The following is an 18,052-nucleotide window of genomic DNA, read 5'->3' on the forward strand; positions in this document are numbered from 1 at the left end:
TTTTGGTTCAGGTAAATGTAGTTAAACAGGTCTATGTAAACAAGTGCGGTTGTGAACCGAGATTAGATAGCCACTTTAACAACCAGTTTTTTGATCAGGCCTTCACCAATCATTGGCGCATGTACATCTTCCGGATAAAAAATAACAAATTGCATTGGGTGCAGGGTAAAAAAGGTGTCGGCCTCTTCTTCAAAAAACAATATGTCGTTCTCGTCGCTGTAACCGTCGCCCTGTACATTGCTGCAATCCTTGCGCGGTTTCCAGCCCATTGTTTCAACGCCGCCTATCAATAGTTGAATATCAATGTTTTTGTTGTGGCACTCAAATGTTTTAAGCGCAGCTTCGGCGCTGCGCGCCTCGCCTTCAGCAACAATAATTTTTACACCCTCGGCAACCTCAATAATGCCGGTTTCAAGTGAGTTTAAATCTGTTGCCCTTAAGTAATCAAAAGCGGTTTTAAAGCCGGGATGCAGGCTTTGGTATGTGGTGGCGTTATTTAAGGTGTCTATTATCATTGTTTTTTTGTCGATAGTCGATGGTCAATAGACCATAGATGATGGTTATTAATTGTGTTGACTTTGTTATTATACTACTCACAAACTGCGGGCTATGGAACATGGACTATCGACTATGGACCATGGGCTTAAAAACCTACCGCTGCACTTTGCCCGATCCATCGCCGTCAACAAGCGTTTTTATTTCGGCTACCGTAGCGTGGTTCAGATCACCGGGAATGGTGTGCTTTAAAGCTGCCGCTGCCGCGCCAAATTCGGCAGCATCATCCATAGACATGCCGGTTATCAGGCCGTAAATAAAACCGCTGGCAAACGAGTCGCCTGTACCTACCCGGTCAACAATACGGATATCATATTCCTTAGTTTGATACATTCTGTTCTCGCCGTATACCAGCACGCTAAAACTATTGTCAGACGCGCTGTGACTCTCCCGTAAATTAGTGGCAATATATTTAAAGCCGAATTTCTCGGTCATTTGTTCAAACGCGGTTTGATATTCGCTCAGGTCGCGCTTGCCGTCAATATACTTGTTTTCAACGCTCTTAAAGCCTAAAGTGGTTTCAGCGCCAATGCAAACATCAGCGTTCTCACACAGGCGGGTCATTACTTCCTGCGCTTTTTCCGAGCTCCAAAGTTTTTTGCGGTAATTAACGTCAATGCTGATGGTTATGCCTTTGGCTTTTGCAGCTTTAAGCGCTGCTTCGGTTAACGCAAGGCCTTTGTCACTAATAGCAGGAGTAATGCCGCTGGTATGGAACCAATCGGCCCCTTCAAAAATTTTGTCGAAGTCAAATTCATCTACTTCAGCCTCGGTAATTGAAGAGCCCGCACGGTCGTACACTACTTGTGATGCACGCATAGATGCACCGGGTTCTAAAAAATAAAGGCCCAAACGGTTACCGCCACGCGCAACAAACTGTGTGTCAACGCCAAACCTGCGTAAGTGGTTAATAGCAGCCTGGCCAAGTGGATTATCGGGTACTTTTGATACAAATGAGCTCTCCAAACCATAATTGCAAAGCGCCGCGGATACGTTGGCCTCGCCGCCGCCGTAGGTAATATCTAAGCTTTCGGCCTGTACAAATCGTTTATAATCAGGAGTTGACAAACGCATCATGATCTCCCCAAGCGTAACCACTTTTTTCGACATCAGGTATTGAGTATTTTTTGTTTAGAATGTAATTGATAAGCTTGCCAAAGCTACATTTTAAAGCCAAAAAACGGAGTTCCATTTTTTAAAAATTTCGCCAACGTTTGCGTAAATGATAATTGTCATTTATGTGCCGTTATGCAGGTATCGACGTAATCTTTTGCTAATTTTACATTATCAATTTAACTAATTATGGAGAAGAAAACCACCATATTGAACCTGATACAGGAGCAAGGTATTTTACCTTTATATTTCCATCAGGATGAAGAAGTGAGCGTGAATGTTTTACGTGCACTTTATGCCGCGGGTGTAAAAACCATTGAGTATACTAACAGGGGCGAGGCCGCTTTAAGAAACTTTGCTAAACTGCGCGAGGTTTGCGATAAGGAGCTGGGCGGCATGTACTTAGGCGTAGGTACAATAAAAACGGCCGGGGCGGCACAGGCTTTTGCTGATGCCGGAGCTGATTACATTATAAGCCCTGGACTGGTAGAGGAAGTTGTGGAAGTGTCTGATAAAAACGGTTTGCTGTGGGTGCCCGGCGCTATGACGCCTTCGGAAATAATAAAAGCCGAAAACATGGGCGCTAAGCTGGTAAAATTGTTTCCGGGCAATATATTAGGTCCGTCATTTTTAAATGCTGTTAAAGTTTTGTTTCCTGATTTGTTATTTATGCCGACAGGTGGTGTGGAGCTAAATAAAACAAGCATTGGCGGCTGGTTCAAAGCAGGTGTATGCGCCGTAGGTATGGGCAGCCAGTTGGTTAGCAAAGAAGTGATGGAAGATAAAAAGTATGCCGAACTAACAAAGGCTACTATTGAGGCTATCAATATTGTTAACGCAAGCAGATAAATTTAAAATGGGTTTAGTGGTTGGATAGCCGACCACTAAACCCTTATATCCATCTGAAGGCGTACTGCAACAGCGTCGGCACGTTTACACTTTCAACAATCTTCCAGTTTTTCTTTTCTGCTATAAACTGAGGCATCGCAAGGCCCGATCTTTTTGCAGCTTGCGTATAAAATTCTGCGCGGGTAGGGTGCTGCGGACTCACTGCATTAAATATATTACCAAAAGCTTTCTTTTCTAACAATGATAAGCTTACACCAATGCAATCTGTTAAGTCGATCATGTTAACAGGTGCATCGCCGTTAGGAATGTCTGTCTTTCCGGCAAAAAATCTGCCCGGGTCACGACCGGGGCCAAATAAACCGCCAAAGCGGATGATGGTTGTTGTAAATGCGGTCTCCGCCGATAATAACTGTTCGGCCTCAAGCAAAATTTTACCTGCTTCGCTGTCAGGTTCAGGATGATTTAACTCGTTTACAGTAGCGTTATTATCGCCATAAACACCAGTCGAGCTGATCAATACTACATGTTTAATTTGATTTTGTTTTATGAGTGGGATAAGCTGATTGATCTGCAATAAATATTCGGCGCCTTTGCCTGCCCTTGCTCTTGGCGGAATGCATATCCATAAAACATCGCAGGCAAAAAAATCATTGTCAATAACTTGTTTTTCGTGCGACAGATCTATCAGGTAAGGCTTTATCCCTTCAGCTCGTAAAATATCAATTTTATCTGCGCTTGTAGTTGATCCTTTTACATCATAGCTACTGTTTAAAAGTGCTATGCCCAACGCTTTACCGTACCAACCACAGCCTAAAATGCTAATTATCATAGTGCAAATATGCCACTTTTAATTTGATGTAAACTTTTTACTAATACTTGAGTTAGTAGTATTGCTTTGTAAAAAAGATGTTGGAAAGTTTATATTTGCTTCCGGCATTTGTTTGCTGCAACCCGAATTATATCTGAAATAAACGTATGAGAATTAACTTTTTTGGCGTGGCCAGGGCCACGCTGGTCTGTATGCTGTGTGCAGCATTTACAGCCTCCGCACAAAAACGTGTGCTGGTTTTTACCAAGGTAGCTGCTTTTCCTCATGATTCGCGACCGGCAGCAGCACAGGCCATTATGAAAATGGGGAAGGAGAACAATTTTGGCGTAGATACCACATCTGATGCTACTAAGATTGCCGAAAATAACTTAAAACGTTATGACGCGGTAATTTTTGTAAGCACAACGGGTGACTTACTTACGCCTTACCAACGTGTAGATCTGCAAAGATACCTGCAAGCCGGAGGTGGTTTTGTAGGTATTCATGCCGCCGCTGATGCCTTGTACGACTGGAAATGGTACGGGAGAATGATAGGCGGGTACTTTGCTTACCACCCAACGCCGCAACCGGCTACCATGACGGTTGTTGACAAGAACCACCCCTCAACCAGCATGTTACCAACTGAATGGAAACGCACTGATGAGTGGTATCATTTTAAGAATTTTAACAAGAGTGTTAAGGTGCTGATCAACCTGGAGGAGTCAAGCCTTACTTATCGCGGCAATCCCGACAGGTTTAAAATGGGGCCTAACCACCCTATAGCCTGGTACCATGACTTTGATGGTGGTAAAGTATTCTATACCGGTTTGGGTCACACCAAAGAATCATACAGTGAAGATCTGGTGGTTAAGCATATTTTAGGCGGTATAAAATACGCTATGGATCACCCGGCGCTTAATTATAGCAAGGCAAAAGCGCAGCACGCTCCTGATGAAAACCGCTTTACTAAAAGTGTGCTTGCAGTTGGTAAATTCACCGAGCCTACAGAAATGACCATATTGCCTAATCTGGATATACTGATCGTTCAGCGTAGGGGAGAGATATTAAAATATACACAGGCCACCAAAACTTTAAAACAGGTAGCCAAACTGGATGTATATTTTAAAGAGCTCAAAAAAGCTACCCATCCAATTGAAGATGGTTTGCTGGGCATTCAGGCCGATCCTGATTACAAAACCAATAACTATGTTTACGTTTATTACAGTCCTGCAAGTCCGGACAATAAGCCGGTAAATTACTTATCGCGTTTTACTTTTAAAAACGATGTGTTTGACCTTAAAAGCGAGAAACGCATTTTAGAAGTTAAAACTGATCGCGAAACCTGCTGCCACACAGGTGGTTCAATAGCGTTTGGTAAAGACCACGAACTTTTCCTTTCAACCGGCGACAATACGTCGCCATTTGATGAGGAAAATGTCCCAAAAGGTGCGCCTAACACCAACTCGTTTGCACCGCTGGATGATCGTCCGGGTTTTGAAACTAATGATGACCGCCGTGCTGCCGGTAACTCAAATGACCTTCGCGGTAAGATATTACGTATAAAAATTAAACCAGACGGGACTTACGAAATACCTGAAGGCAATCTTTTTGCCAAAGGCACCGCAGGTACCCGTCCTGAAATTTATGTAATGGGTAACCGTAACCCTTACCGCATCACTATCGACCCTAAAACTCAATACTTATATTGGGGTGAGGTTGGTCCCGATGCCCGTGCCGATAGTATGGCAACCCGTGGTCCTAAAGGTTATGATGAGGTGAACCAGGCACGTAAAGCAGGCAATTTTGGCTGGCCTTACTTAATAGGTCCAAATTTGGCATACCACGAATACAATTATGCTACAGGCACATCGGGCGCTGCGTTTGATCCGCTTAAACCGGTTAATAACTCGCGTAACAATACAGGTTTAAAAGAGCTGCCGCCAGGGCAACCTGCTTTTATCTGGTATCCGTATGATGCTTCTCCTGATTTTCCTCAGGTAGGTACAGGCGGCCGTACAGCTATGGCTGGCCCGGTTTATCATGGCGATATGTACAAAACGCCAGGCTTACCGGCTTATTATAACGGTAAGTTATTGATTTACGAGTGGATAAGAGGTTGGATCAAAGCTGTAACATTAACTCCTGAAGGTGATTATGATAACATGGAACCATTTATGGAGAACACTAAATTTAACTCGCCAGTTGATATGGAAGTAGGACCGGACGGTAAATTATATGTGTTAGAGTATGGTAATGGATGGTTTGCGAAAAACCCCGATGCCGCTTTATCAAGAATAGACTACAGTGAAGGTAATCTTCCACCTCAGGTTACGTCAGTTGCTGCCAATAAAACTGCTGGAGTTACACCGTTTACAGTAACGCTAACGGCTAAAGCTACAGATGCCGAAAACGATAAGATTGTACGTTACAACTGGAACTTAGGCAACGGTGTTAAAAAGGTAACAACAACGCCGACTTTAACTTACACCTATACAGCCAAAGGTAACTTTACAGCATCAGTAACAGCAAGCGATGCAAAAGGTACCGGCAAAAGCAAAACTGTTGCGTTGGTTGCCGGCGCAAGTCAGGCTTCGGTAGCTGCTGCGAATGCTGCTAAGGCAAATGATCCGGGCCGTGTTTTAATGATGAGTTTGGATTGTCCTTCATGCCATAAGGTTGATGAGAAATCAATAGGCCCTGCTTTTGTTGAAGTTGCTAAGAAATATGAACACAATGCAACCAACACAACCAAGCTATCTCAAAAAATTATTAACGGAGGCGGCGGTGTTTGGGGCGATGTTATTATGCCTGCCCACTCGGCACTTAAGCCCGAACAGGCTAAACAAATAGTGAATTGGGTGTTCAGTTTGGCACCTGCCAAAAAATAAGCTGAAACAATAAGGCTGAGAAAATTTCTCAGCCTTATTGTTTTTAATGTATCTTATTCTCCCAGCGGTAAATTGATAATGAAGTGTGTGCCGTTGTTAACTTCGCTTTGCACGCGTATGGTTCCGCGTAAACTCTCCACCTGAGATTTGACCATGAACAGTCCCATTCCTTTGCCTTCAACGCTGCTGTCGAAGCGTTTATACAAACCAAAAATAGATTGACCATGTTTGTTCAGATCTATGCCTTTCCCATTATCGGCAAATACCATTGAAATGGTTTTTCCATCAACTTCGCTGTGAATATTGATCACCGGATCAACATCCGGCTTGCTGTACTTTATACTGTTGATTATTAAATTTTGAAATATGCTGTGCATATAGCTCTTTAGCGTAAAAATGCTATCTATCTTAGAAAAATTACAACTTATGCGCACACGTGTTTTCAAAACCGTTTGACTAATGCTTGATTTTATTTCCTCAACCAACTCGCTAAGCACAACCAATTCGCGCTTTTGGTTAAACTGACTGCTTACCTGCAATACCTGATTAAGATCGGCTATTACCCTGTCAAGGTTATTAACAGAAGTTTTCAGCGCGTTTAACGTTTCTATTCCATCGCTGTCATCAGGATTTATGGCGTTCAGATTAAGTAAACCTTTTATGTTAGCTACGGGCGCTCGCAGGTTGTGAGATACTATATAAGCAAATTGCTCCAGGTCCTTATTGCGTTGTACCAGGTCGGCGGTGATCTTGTTATTCTGCTTTTCCTGGTTCTTTTTCTCGGTGATATTTTTAAACGTGAGTATAACGCCCGGACTTTGCACACTTTCATCAAAAACCTTGCGCCAGCGTACTTCATACCACTCGGTGTTGCCATCAGCAAGTTCGTAAACGGTTTCGTAGTTCACTACTTCTCCATGGTTTGCTCGCTCAATAGCTCTTTTTATATCCGCTCTGCGGTTCTGCGGGAAATAGTTAACGCCATTAGCGCCAACTTTAAGCTTTTTACCAAAATGATTTTGCATGGAAAACTTAGCGTTGGTATTAAATGAGATTACTTTTCCCTGTTCATCAAGTAATACAATGCCGAGGTCTGTATTTTCAAAAACCGAGCGTAAATTGGCTTCTGATTTTACCAGTGACTGTTCGGCCAGCTTACGGTCGGTTATATCAATGTGTAAAATAACTGCTCCTTTTTCTTCGCTGTTAATAAGCTGAGCCACCACCAGCTGGAACCATTTCTTGTTATTGGGTAAATTGCTTTTAAACTCAAGTGTAAATTCGCTCTTTTTGCCGCTTATTACATCTTTGATGCCTTCAGCAATTGTTGAAGCGGTTTCTTTATCAACAGCATTAGCTTTCTCGGCAATAGCAATATAGCTGTAACCTACACCATAATTAGGCATTCCCAGGTTGTTAAGTAACGCCGACTTCCGCCACGATTCATTAACAGCCACTATTTTACCCTGCTCATTAAGTAAGGTGATGTTTGGAGCAAGCGCATTAAGGATAGCGGTTTGCTGGGCAATGGCTTTATGATGTTCGCTCTCTAACTGAAACTTCTCCAACGCGTTGGTAATGGCACTTGGCAAACGTTGCGTGCGGTCTTTCAGTATATAATCTGTGGCTCCGGCTTTCATTACATCAACCGCAAATTCTTCAGATATGGTAGCAGTTATTAGAATGAAAGGAACATTAAGCCTGCTCTCTTTTAACAATGAAAGCGCTTCAAAAGAATTGAATGATGGAAGAGAGTGATCTGATAATATGATATCAGGGTTGAAATCCGAAAGCGCTCTAACGTAATCAACTTTATTGTCTACCAAAAGTCTATCGTACACCAAGCCCGAGCGCTGTAGTGTTCGGTTGATCAGTTCAGCATCAGTAGGTAAATCCTCCAGATGCAGTATTTTTAACTTTTTTGTGTTAAACATGCTCAATTTATTCAAGTGCTACGAGATAGGAGGCTGATTATTTATTAGCCAATATGAACCAAGATCTGCTACGGCTTTACAAAAGCCTTCAAAATTTACCGGTTTAACTATGTAACTATTCGCACCTAAGCTATAACTGGTTATGATGTCTTGCTCTTCTTTTGACGAGGTCATGATAACTACAGGGATGTTTCGTGTAGCCTCGTTGTTTTTTATTTGCCGCAAAACCTCAATTCCATCAACCTTGGGCATTTTAATATCAAGTAAAATAAGTTTAGGATTTTTAATTGAGTTCCGATCAACATATTCGCCCTTACTAAAAATATAATCAAGTGCCTCTGCACCATCTTTAACATGAAGCATTGTATTTGCCAATCCCACTTTTTTTAAAGATCTGATAGTGAGTTCGGCATCAGATATGTTGTCTTCAACTAATAGTAATTCAATTTCCATAAAAAACAAAAGTTACAGTTTCGGCACCTTACTCTTAACGGGTATACTCAAATAAAATGTTGCTCCTTCACCGGGTTTGGCCTCTGCCCATATTTTTCCTCCGTGTTTGTCAATAATACGTTTAGTTAGGGCCAGTCCAACACCTGTCCCTTCAAACTCTTCATTACTATGCAAGCGCTGAAATACACCAAACAGCTTATCGCTGTATTTCATATCAAACCCTGCGCCATTGTCTTTAACATAATAAATGTATTGCATTTTTTCCTGTGTAAAACCCACCTCGATAACAGGATTACCCTTTTTGCCGCAGTATTTTATTGCATTGCCCAAGATATTTAAGAACACCTGTTTCAATAAACTGGGGTCGGCATAGCAGGGGGGGAGTTCATGTAATATCAAACGGTATTGTTGTTTCATTTGGTCAGTCAGCTGCAACCAACAGGTTTTAATCAATGCATGCACATCGGTGTGTTGAAGATTTACCTCTTTACGGCCCATACGCGAAAAAGCAAGTAAGTCGTCAATCAGCTGTCCCATCAACTTTCCATTATTAATAATGGTGTCAACAATTCGATTGCCTTCTCCACCTAAAAGGTCTTCAAAATCTTCTTTCAACATCATGGCATAACCGTTTACCGCGCGTAGAGGAGTACGTAGATCATGCGATACGGAGTAAGAGAATGATTCTAATTCTTTATTGGCAGCCTGAAATTGAGCAGTACGCTCTGCCACCTTTTTTTCGAGTGTTTCGTTGAGTACCTGGATCTCAATTTCGGCCAGCTTACGTTCAGATATATCTCTTATAAAAATTGAAAGACCCTCGGCAGCAGGATAAATGTCAACTTCATGCCACAGATTTAACGGAGCATAATAGTCTTCATTCGTTACATGTGTTCGCTCGGTCATTGCTTTAACAAGAGCATCATATGTTTTTGAATTAACTATATCCGGATATACGTCCCAAATGTTTTTTCCCAACAGATCAGCAGGGTTCCGTTCAAGCATTTGTCCAAGCCGTTTGTTGGCGTATGTGTAGTTAAAATTTCTGTCAAGCGCTATAAAACCCTCGCCTATACTTTCTAAAATATTGGTGATCTGTTCGGTTTTGCGTTCAATTTCGTCCTGCGCATTTTTACGTTCCGTAACATCCCTGAAATTACATACAATGGCGCCAATACTAATGTTATCTAACATATTGGTAAAGGCACACTCCAGCCAGATGTAATGCCCTTGCTTATGCTTGGTTCGATAAGTTAACAATGCCGGAATGCCTGGCTTGGCAAAGACCGTTTTGAGTGTTGAATTGAATTTGTCAAGGTCATTTGGATGCAGAATATCTTCAAAAGTAAGTTTTCTCCAATCATCGGTTGAGTATCCATTTATGCGTTCAGAAGAAAGACTTCTGTAGATAATACTGAGTTTTTCGTCAAGCAGTGTTATGCCATCATAGCTATTCTCAATGATTTTACGAAACTTGACTTCTGTAGATGCTGCTTTTCCTTTTGTTTCCTTAACCTGTTGTTGCAATTCATCGCTTGCAGCTTGCTGCCTGTCTTGCGCATTTTTACGTTCGGTAATGTCTTTTACTATTTTGGCAAAACCAATCAAATGCCCTTTTTCATTATAGAGCGTAGTGAGCACTATGTTTGCCCAAAAAACATCTCCGTTTTTACGGACCCGCCATCCTTCGCATTCAAACGATCCGTTTTTCAGCGCTTCATTAAGGTTTTCCCTGGGAATGTTGTTGTTAACGCTTTCCGGTTTATAAAAGGCAGATATATGTTTGCCAATGATCTCGGTATCGGTAAAACCGAAAATATAGCCGGCACCCTGGTTCCAGGTACGAATAACACCATTGGCATCAATCATAAAAATACCGTAATCTTCAATATTAGCTACCAACAGCTTGAAAATTTGGCCATCAAGTGTTTTTCCCAAAGCCGATGATATATCGTTTTGTTTTACTGACATAGATTTTAAAAGCGGTGGTAAACGGCTTAAAACTATTTAGCCGCTTTAAATTTATTATAGTTTTAAAAATTGGTGTTGTATACCATTCAGCGTAAAACGTTAACGGTACATTTATATCAGATCCGTTTCATTGTTAAGGGGATTAGATGAAAACGGTCATCCAAGTTATATTGGTAACAGCAAATAATACATATCCTTTTTAAAGAATACGTTGTACGTAACAAGGCTGGCGTTGCCTAACAAATCTAATACTCGGTATTGAAAATAGCAACGCTTTTTTAATTGTTACCTAAAAAATTATTGACGCACTTATAAATGAATTGATTTTTTCTTCTTTTAAAATTGAAGACACATACAATGTAATCAGCGTAAACCAGCTTTAATATGCTCACGGTGAGCCGCGCCCCAGGCAAATAAAGCTGTAAGTACATCATTTAAGGTATCTGCATACGGCGTAAGTTCATATTCCACTATAACAGGTGTGCCGGTGTGTACAGTGCGTTTTATAAAGCCGTTTAGCTCCAGGTCTTTCAACTCGCTTGCCAACACCTTGGCAGAGATACCGTCAATTGCACGTTGAATTTCATTAAAACGACTATTACCCTCGCGCAGCGCAATTATAACACGTAGCTTCCATTTACCACCTATTGCATATAAGGCGTCGCCTACAGCCGTAAGGCGCTTTGTACATTCTTGAGCAGTTAAATGCTTTTCCTCTTTAACCATTTTATAATCAATTAACTATACAAAAGGTAAGTACTTACCTTTTGTATAGTGCTAACCTTTTGTAAGTAAATGTACCTAATTTTGATGTAACAAAAAAACAAATAGAAACCATGAAAAAGCTATTGCATATTATTTCAAGTCCACGTGGTGAGGCTTCATTCAGCATAAAACTGGGTAATGCTATTATTGATAAGTTGAGAACGGCTTATCCGGGCAGCACCGTTAACGAGGTAAATTTAGTTGAGCTACAATTTCCGCATCTGGAGGAAGCTCACATTACCTCATTTTTTACGCCTGCCGAAAATAGGAGCCCGGCTTTACAGGAAGCAGTGAAGCATTCAGACGAAGCCATTCAGGCAATTAACGATGCAGACATAATTGTTATAGGCGCACCTATGTACAATTATAGTATACATTCAAGCTTGAAAGCCTGGTTAGACCATATTATAAGGGCAGGAGTTACTTTTAAATATGACGAGAGTGGGTTACATGGCTTATTAGATAACCGCAAGAAGGTTTACATAGCCGAGTCTACCGGTGGAATTTACTCTGAAGGGCCAATGCAGGCTAATGACTTTGTAGCTCCATACTTGAAAACGGTATTGGGCCATATTGGCCTGACAGATGTTACCATATTCAGGGTAGAAGGTACGGCTATACCGGGCATTAAAGATATTGCTTTAGAGAAAAGCATCTCGGGCATTCACCTCAACTAAATCTTTTCATAACTAAAGAGCCGCTCCGTTTTACAGAGCGGCTCTTTTTATTGCGTACTATTTAGCTTTTTTAATTTGGAATGTTGCTGAAATGCTTACGCAGACGAAAATAGGCTGTTAATTCCTCTGTAAGCGTGGCCTTCTAAAAGTTTTTTGCGCAGGCTTTGGGCGCATTCCGGCAGGCTGGTCAGGAACAATATTTAATAATAATTCACGGCCGGCAATATAAGTACCGCTCAATGCTTCAATAGCCTGCTCTGCGCCGGCTTTGTCTGCAACCTCTAAAAAGGCGTATCCTTTACACACCCTTGTTTTTTTGTCGCGTACAATTTTTATAGTTTGTACATCTGCATAAAGGGCAACCCGTTGCACAATTTCCAACTCGGTCATATCGAGCGGGAAACCGCCAAAAAATATTTTAACCATTATTTTTGTTTGAATAGTTTATAACCTAAAGGTATAAATTTTGTTTCATTAATAATCCCACACACTTTCATATCCATCAATATTTTCAGCATAACTGATCAATTCAGCGTAGAAGGGGGTTTGTGCTAATGTAGCACTATCGCCAATTATTACCAGCTTAAGCTTAGCCCTTGTAAGAGCAACATTTATGCGCCGGTAGTCCGACAAAAATCCTATGCTACCGTCATTATTACTCCTCGTTAGTGAAATATAAACAACGTCGCGCTCCTGGCCCTGAAATCCATCAACGGTATTTACATCGGCATTAGTATCAACTAATACTTTTTTAAGCAAATTTACCTGTTCTTTGTACGGTGCAATCACCGCCAAACTGGTGTTAGCCGGATAATTCATGGATGTTATATGTTTGGCTATAAATGCCGCTTCTTCGTGGTTTGCAATACTTGTTCCTTCGCTTTGCTCTTCATAACCTGCCCCGGCGGTGTCTATAAATGTGAAAGGCTTGTGTTTATCTGTTAATACACGGTTGGCAACGCTTGGGTGTGCTGTTAGTTTGTTATTATAAAACTTCAATGATGAAAAGCCCATTATGGCACTATTCATACGGTATTGCTCATTAAGCAAAGTAACTGTTTGTGGTTGCAGGTTCACACACTTTTCTAACAATGTTACTGCCAACTCCCTTTGACTGGATTTTACCGTTGGTGGCAACTGCAAATGGTCGCCCGCCATGATCAGGCGGTTTGCTTTTAGTATGGGTATCCATGCGGCCGGCTCAAGTGCCTGTCCGGCCTCGTCAATGATAACCGTATTGTATTTTAAATTTTTAACAGTATAATGGTTTGCTCCAACCAGCGTAGCGGTTATTACCTGGGTTTTGATAATAATATCTTCGGCTATAAAATCTTCAATGGCAGTGGCGTCCCGGGTTATTTTGTGCGCCTCATTAAATAGTGCCTTTCGCTGCTCGCGTTCCGCCTTGCCAAAGTTGCGCTTATATTTATGCGCCATGTTTTTAAACTCAGATGCATTCTTTTTTAGCTTCTTCGCATCTTTCATCTGACTGTGTTCGGCCATGCGGCTTTCCAATGTTAAACGCTGTAACCGCGAACTTACCCTGACGGGGTTACCTATTCGCAACACATTCAAACCAACCGCGTCCAGTTTTTCACTTAGCAGATCAACAGCGGTGTTGCTTGGTGCAACAACCAGTATTTGCGGCTCACCTCGTTGTATCATTGCTTTAATGGCGGCTACAAGTGTTGTTGTTTTGCCAGTACCCGGAGGGCCATGAATTATAGCCAGCTGTTTGGCACCTAATACATTAGCTACTGCATGCTGTTGTGATTGATTAAGCGCATTATCTAAATATTTAGCTGGTATGGAAACCGCTTCCGCAGCACCTGTTAAAACGCTAATCAAATCGCTTTCTGTTTTATCTGCCAGTTTGAGTGCAGCTTCCATTTCAGAGTAGCTGTGGCTGTCAAATAGCAGATCAACGCCTAATTTTCCATTCCGCGACCAATCCGGAAGTTCTTCGGTAAGTACGGTAATCCTCATCCGGTCTGATCCTATATACGTTACAGTCCCGTTAATTCTATCTGCACTATCATGGTTGGAAAAAAGCGCTACTGAACTGCCAAAACGTATCTGATGCGTTATTTCTTTGTGGGTTGTTCGCTCCACCTCAACACTCAGGTAATCGCCACGTGTGGGCTCTGTATTTCTTATTACAATTGGATACCAACATAAGCCTAAAGACCTGCGGTGTGCAGCGCCCGTACCTTTGGTAATAGTTTCAAACTGTGCCTCATCAGCGGCCCGCTCTGCTGATAGTAATTTTAAAAGCTCTTTAAAGTAACTCATTGAAGTGCCACAATGATAGATAAAAAACATAATAGCTAACTACATTATGGATTAATGCGCAGGTGTTAAACGTTATTGCTTATTAACTGGCGGTCAATAAGTGTTTTTTAATGAGTTAAAAATAATTACCTAAAAATTTAGGGTACAGTGGGTTGATTTGTATCTTAGTGTTAGCAACCTCAAACCAAGGAAACGACTATTATGATAGAAAGTTCCTGCATACCATCTTTGATGTAAACCTTTTATGACAAAATTTTATCTGCCTTTAACTGCATTTTTTGTAGTTGTATTGTGTAGTTACAGCAATGCTCAGCAATTGCCTGATAGCGCAGCATATAACGCGACGTTAGCTTATTACACTGAATCAGTAGGGGAGCAGTCGGAGTTGTTTTCAGGTTATGAATATCATGAGGTAAGGGTAAATATAGGAAGTGTTTTCTTTAAAGATAACAAAGAATGGACAATGGCCTCCCTGGTATATAATGGAAATGTGTACAAAAATGTACCACTTCTTTATGATGCGTTTAGTGACCTAACTGTTTCAAAAAGGCCAAATGGCCCCATAAAATTTGTGATCATTCCGGAAAAAGTTTCATCGTTTCATTTAGGGAGCCATCATTTTGTGCGCATATCTGCTTCTGAAGTTAAAAACGCCACCAAAGAAAGATTTTACGAAGAACTATACGCCGGAAAAAGCAGCGTTATAGCTAAACGGTCAAAAACACGATCTGAGATTTTAACGAAAGATGAAGGTCTTAAAATAGCTTTCGAGAACGACGATGCCATTTATATAAAAAAGGATGGACAGTATATGCCAATTAAAAGTCGCGGCGATATGTTGAAACTGTTTAATAACAAGGCGGATGCGCTCAAAGCATATATCAAATCAGCCGCACTTAATTTCGGTGCCGGAAAAGAAGAAGCTTTTGCTAAGCTGGCAAACTATTATGACCAAATTTCCTTATGAGATCACTATACCTTATCACAGGTTTTTTACTACTGAGCATTGCATCTTTTGCGCAGGACAGACTGCTTACTGTTAATTTTCAACAAGCTAATGTAAAACAGGTAGTTACGGCAATTGAGGCGCAAAGCGACTATTACTTTTATTACGATGCACTGCAGTTTGACAGCCTGCACGTAACAATGGTTGCTGAACGTAAACCACTAACTGCAATATTAGACGAGGCGTTTAAAAATACGCCTTACAAATATGCAATTAACAACCGGCAGGTTTTTTTAACTAAAGGTAGAGCGGTTGATGTAAAACTGGCCGATCAATATTTTAGTTCGGTACAAGCCGGCACGCAGCCTGTTAACAATGTTACACCGGTTGTTGCAGCTGCTGTAACCGACGAGGTAAAACCCAAAGCTGTTGAAGCTTTGTCTGAAAATAAAACCTATAATATAGGAATACCTACCAACACCATAACGCCGGGCAAGGCCACAGTAGCCGGATACGTAAGAGACGCAAAATCTGGAGAACCTGTTGTTGGTGCCAGTATTTACGTACCATCAACCCAACAAGGAGTTGCAACTGATGGGTTTGGCTATTATTCAATTAGTTTACCTAAGGGGCCTAATACTTTGCAAATTAAAGGATTGGGTATGAAAGATACCCGCAGGCAGTTAATGGTCTTTAGCGATGGTCGCATCAATATTGAAATGCAGGAGCAGGTAACCAGCTTAAAGGAGGTAAAAATATCTGCAGAAAAAGTGGCTAATGTACGTAGCACAGACATGGGGGTAACCAAACTGGATATAAAAAGCATAAAACAAGTGCCTACTGTATTTGGTGAAACAGATGTTTTGCGTGTTGTGTTAACATTGCCAGGGGTACAAAGTGTGGGTGAGGCCAGCACAGGTTTCAACGTTAGGGGAGGAGCTGCAGATCAAAACCTTATTTTGTTTAATGACGCCACCATTTATAATCCGGCACACTTTTTTGGTTTCTTCTCTGCGTTTGATCCGGATCTGGTTAAGGATGTAGAGCTCTATAAAAGCACCATCCCGGAGAAATACGGAGGCCGTTTATCATCAGTGCTTGAGGTGAACAACCGTGAGGGAAATCGAAAAAAATATACAGGTTCAGGTTCATTAGGTTTGCTTACCAGCAGGTTTTACATAGAAGGCCCTATTGACACCAATAAAACCTCATTTATTTTTGGCGGACGTACTACATATGCTGATTGGTTACTAAAAAGCCTTCAACAGCCTTCGTATAGAAACAGCAGTGCCTCATTTTATGATCTAAACCTCGGTATTAGTCATCAAATTAATGAAAGGAACCAGATTTACCTTTCTGCATATACCAGCAGCGACGGTTTTAAACTCAATGGCGATACCAGTTATAATTACGGAAATACAAACCTGTCGTTAAAATGGCGCCACACTTTCAATAATAAATTGTATGGTGTTTTTGGAGGAGGCTATGATTATTATCAGTATGGTATTAAAAGCGATGTGAGTGCTACCAATGCTTACAAATTCAATTTCAACATCAGGCAGTTAAATTTCCGTACAGATTTTACCTATTACCTAAATCCTAAAAATACAATCAATGTAGGTTTAAACAGCATACTTTATAAACTCAACCCGGGCAGCAATTTGCCATGGGGCGATAAATCACTTGTTAGACCGGACATTGTGCCGGCAGAACAAGCTTTAGAAAGCGCGCTTTACATTGGCAACAAGATGGACGTAACGCAAAATCTATCCATGAGCTTAGGAATGAGGTTTTCTATGTTTAATTATTTGGGGCCGCAAACAGTTAATATTTATGCACCCGGACAGCCTACTACAGAATTTAATGTTATTGGCAGCAAAACCTACAATAGCGGAAGTGTTATTAAAACTTACGGAGCGCCCGAGATCAGAACTTCAATACGGTATATATTGTCTGAAGATTTTTCAGTTAAAGCAAGTTTCAACACCCTGCGTCAATACATTCACCTGCTTTCAAATACAACAGCAATATCGCCAACAGATGTATGGAAGCTGAGCGATAATAACATTAAGCCGCAAATGGGCAGCCAGGTTTCGCTTGGTTTGTATAGAAACTTCAAATCCAATACTATCGAAACATCTGTAGAAGTGTATTATAAAACCCTAAATAATTATCTTGATTATCGTAGCGGCGCTAAACTGGTATTAAATCAAAATATTGAAAATGATGTGTTACCGGTAAAAGGCAAGTCTTATGGTGTTGAGTTCTTTCTGAAAAAATCAACCGGCAAATTGAACGGCTGGTTGAGTTACACTTACTCACGCATTCTGTTGCAACAGAACAATACCAATTTAGGTGAATTAATTAACAGAGGCGAATGGTATCCAGCTAATTATGATAAGCCCCACTCGGTTAACTTAATTGGTAATTACCGGTTCTCGCATCGTTACAGCATATCCTTTAATGGTGTTTACAGTACAGGCAGACCTATTACCCTGCCTATTACCCGTTTTTATTATGCAGGCTCTGAGCGTATCTATTATTCAGACAGAAATCAATACCGAATTCCTGATTATTTCCGGTTTGACCTTTCGGCAACATTTGAGCCGAACCACCGTGTGAACCAACGTTTCCATAGCTCTTGGACCTTGGGTGTTTATAACCTTACCGGGCGACACAATCCATATTCAACGTACTATGTATCTGAGGGCGGCAAGGTTAACGGTTATCAATTGTCAATTTTTGCTGCTGCAATACCATTTGTAAATTATAATATCCGTTTTTAAGGTGATTGTATTGAG

The 18,052-nt window shown here is 41.2% G+C and carries 14 protein-coding genes; 5 read left to right on the forward strand and 9 right to left on the reverse strand.

Going from position 1 to position 18,052, the window contains the following annotated elements; translation table 11 throughout:
* Nucleotides 1-62: 62 nt before the first annotated feature.
* On the reverse strand, nucleotides 63-515 hold the full coding sequence (locus tag CLV57_RS09415; RefSeq protein ID WP_100341047.1) for a YhcH/YjgK/YiaL family protein: 453 nt from the start codon (nucleotides 513-515) through the stop codon (nucleotides 63-65).
* Between the two features lie 136 nt (nucleotides 516-651).
* The gene (locus CLV57_RS09420; RefSeq protein WP_100341048.1) at nucleotides 652-1,665 is read right to left on the reverse strand and encodes a sugar kinase; all 1,014 of its coding nucleotides are present in this window, start codon (nucleotides 1,663-1,665) and stop codon (nucleotides 652-654) included.
* Nucleotides 1,666-1,857: 192 nt separating this feature from the next.
* Between CLV57_RS09420 and CLV57_RS09425 the strand changes: the two genes are divergently transcribed.
* Entirely contained in the window at nucleotides 1,858-2,517 is a 660-nt protein-coding gene (locus CLV57_RS09425) for a bifunctional 4-hydroxy-2-oxoglutarate aldolase/2-dehydro-3-deoxy-phosphogluconate aldolase (RefSeq protein ID WP_100341049.1), read from the forward strand.
* Nucleotides 2,518-2,560: 43 nt separating this feature from the next.
* Here the strand turns inward: CLV57_RS09425 and CLV57_RS09430 are convergent, their stop codons facing one another.
* Complete coding sequence (locus CLV57_RS09430; protein WP_100341050.1) at nucleotides 2,561-3,346, reverse strand: SDR family oxidoreductase; 786 nt, start codon at nucleotides 3,344-3,346, stop codon at nucleotides 2,561-2,563.
* Between the two features lie 146 nt (nucleotides 3,347-3,492).
* Between CLV57_RS09430 and CLV57_RS09435 the strand changes: the two genes are divergently transcribed.
* Complete coding sequence (locus CLV57_RS09435; RefSeq protein WP_100341051.1) at nucleotides 3,493-6,213, forward strand: ThuA domain-containing protein; 2,721 nt, start codon at nucleotides 3,493-3,495, stop codon at nucleotides 6,211-6,213.
* Nucleotides 6,214-6,266: 53 nt separating this feature from the next.
* Here the strand turns inward: CLV57_RS09435 and CLV57_RS09440 are convergent, their stop codons facing one another.
* The 4 genes from CLV57_RS09440 to CLV57_RS09455 all read right to left on the reverse strand — a co-directional run bounded on the left by CLV57_RS09440 (nucleotide 6,267) and on the right by CLV57_RS09455 (nucleotide 11,297).
* The gene (locus CLV57_RS09440) at nucleotides 6,267-8,147 is read right to left on the reverse strand and encodes a PAS domain S-box protein (RefSeq protein ID WP_100341052.1); all 1,881 of its coding nucleotides are present in this window, start codon (nucleotides 8,145-8,147) and stop codon (nucleotides 6,267-6,269) included.
* A gap of 18 nt (nucleotides 8,148-8,165) precedes the next feature.
* On the reverse strand, nucleotides 8,166-8,600 hold the full coding sequence (locus CLV57_RS09445) for a response regulator (protein WP_100341053.1): 435 nt from the start codon (nucleotides 8,598-8,600) through the stop codon (nucleotides 8,166-8,168).
* 12 nt (nucleotides 8,601-8,612) lie between these two features.
* Nucleotides 8,613-10,571 carry a PAS domain-containing sensor histidine kinase gene (locus CLV57_RS09450; RefSeq protein WP_100341054.1) on the reverse strand — a complete coding sequence of 653 codons (1,959 nt, stop codon included), beginning with the start codon at nucleotides 10,569-10,571 and terminating at the stop codon, nucleotides 8,613-8,615.
* Between the two features lie 363 nt (nucleotides 10,572-10,934).
* Nucleotides 10,935-11,297 (reverse strand): winged helix-turn-helix transcriptional regulator, encoded by a 363-nt coding sequence (locus CLV57_RS09455; RefSeq protein ID WP_100341055.1) that lies wholly within the window; start codon nucleotides 11,295-11,297, stop codon nucleotides 10,935-10,937.
* Between the two features lie 110 nt (nucleotides 11,298-11,407).
* Between CLV57_RS09455 and CLV57_RS09460 the strand changes: the two genes are divergently transcribed.
* On the forward strand, nucleotides 11,408-12,013 hold the full coding sequence (locus tag CLV57_RS09460) for an FMN-dependent NADH-azoreductase (RefSeq protein ID WP_100341056.1): 606 nt from the start codon (nucleotides 11,408-11,410) through the stop codon (nucleotides 12,011-12,013).
* Nucleotides 12,014-12,130: 117 nt separating this feature from the next.
* Here CLV57_RS09460 and CLV57_RS09465 read toward each other — a convergent pair whose 3' ends face one another.
* Nucleotides 12,131-12,439 (reverse strand): RNA recognition motif domain-containing protein, encoded by a 309-nt coding sequence (locus CLV57_RS09465; RefSeq protein ID WP_100341057.1) that lies wholly within the window; start codon nucleotides 12,437-12,439, stop codon nucleotides 12,131-12,133.
* A gap of 48 nt (nucleotides 12,440-12,487) precedes the next feature.
* Complete coding sequence (locus CLV57_RS09470; protein ID WP_100341058.1) at nucleotides 12,488-14,305, reverse strand: AAA domain-containing protein; 1,818 nt, start codon at nucleotides 14,303-14,305, stop codon at nucleotides 12,488-12,490.
* A gap of 244 nt (nucleotides 14,306-14,549) precedes the next feature.
* Here CLV57_RS09470 and CLV57_RS09475 point away from each other — a divergent pair, with 244 nt between their 5' ends.
* The gene (locus tag CLV57_RS09475) at nucleotides 14,550-15,272 is read left to right on the forward strand and encodes a hypothetical protein (RefSeq protein ID WP_100341059.1); all 723 of its coding nucleotides are present in this window, start codon (nucleotides 14,550-14,552) and stop codon (nucleotides 15,270-15,272) included.
* Complete coding sequence (locus CLV57_RS09480; protein ID WP_100341060.1) at nucleotides 15,269-18,037, forward strand: TonB-dependent receptor; 2,769 nt, start codon at nucleotides 15,269-15,271, stop codon at nucleotides 18,035-18,037. Before CLV57_RS09475 ends, CLV57_RS09480 begins: the two co-directional genes overlap by 4 nt.
* The last annotated feature ends 15 nt before the right edge of the window (nucleotides 18,038-18,052 follow it).

The organism is Mucilaginibacter auburnensis, from assembly GCF_002797815.1.
Lineage (GTDB): Bacteria > Bacteroidota > Bacteroidia > Sphingobacteriales > Sphingobacteriaceae > Mucilaginibacter > Mucilaginibacter auburnensis.

Bases quoted from the DNA above. Each gene is read 5' to 3' on its own strand.
- CLV57_RS09415 (WP_100341047.1), bottom strand. From the start codon at position 515: ATGATAATAGACACCTTAAATAACGCCACCACATACCAAAGCCTGCAT.
- CLV57_RS09420 (WP_100341048.1), bottom strand. From the start codon at position 1,665: ATGTCGAAAAAAGTGGTTACGCTTGGGGAGATCATGATGCGTTTGTCA.
- CLV57_RS09425 (WP_100341049.1), top strand. From the start codon at position 1,858: ATGGAGAAGAAAACCACCATATTGAACCTGATACAGGAGCAAGGTATT.
- CLV57_RS09430 (WP_100341050.1), bottom strand. From the start codon at position 3,346: ATGATAATTAGCATTTTAGGCTGTGGTTGGTACGGTAAAGCGTTGGGC.
- CLV57_RS09435 (WP_100341051.1), top strand. From the start codon at position 3,493: ATGAGAATTAACTTTTTTGGCGTGGCCAGGGCCACGCTGGTCTGTATG.
- CLV57_RS09440 (WP_100341052.1), bottom strand. From the start codon at position 8,147: ATGTTTAACACAAAAAAGTTAAAAATACTGCATCTGGAGGATTTACCT.
- CLV57_RS09445 (WP_100341053.1), bottom strand. From the start codon at position 8,600: ATGGAAATTGAATTACTATTAGTTGAAGACAACATATCTGATGCCGAA.
- CLV57_RS09450 (WP_100341054.1), bottom strand. From the start codon at position 10,571: ATGTCAGTAAAACAAAACGATATATCATCGGCTTTGGGAAAAACACTT.
- CLV57_RS09455 (WP_100341055.1), bottom strand. From the start codon at position 11,297: ATGGTTAAAGAGGAAAAGCATTTAACTGCTCAAGAATGTACAAAGCGC.
- CLV57_RS09460 (WP_100341056.1), top strand. From the start codon at position 11,408: ATGAAAAAGCTATTGCATATTATTTCAAGTCCACGTGGTGAGGCTTCA.
- CLV57_RS09465 (WP_100341057.1), bottom strand. From the start codon at position 12,439: ATGGTTAAAATATTTTTTGGCGGTTTCCCGCTCGATATGACCGAGTTG.
- CLV57_RS09470 (WP_100341058.1), bottom strand. From the start codon at position 14,305: ATGAGTTACTTTAAAGAGCTTTTAAAATTACTATCAGCAGAGCGGGCC.
- CLV57_RS09475 (WP_100341059.1), top strand. From the start codon at position 14,550: ATGACAAAATTTTATCTGCCTTTAACTGCATTTTTTGTAGTTGTATTG.
- CLV57_RS09480 (WP_100341060.1), top strand. From the start codon at position 15,269: ATGAGATCACTATACCTTATCACAGGTTTTTTACTACTGAGCATTGCA.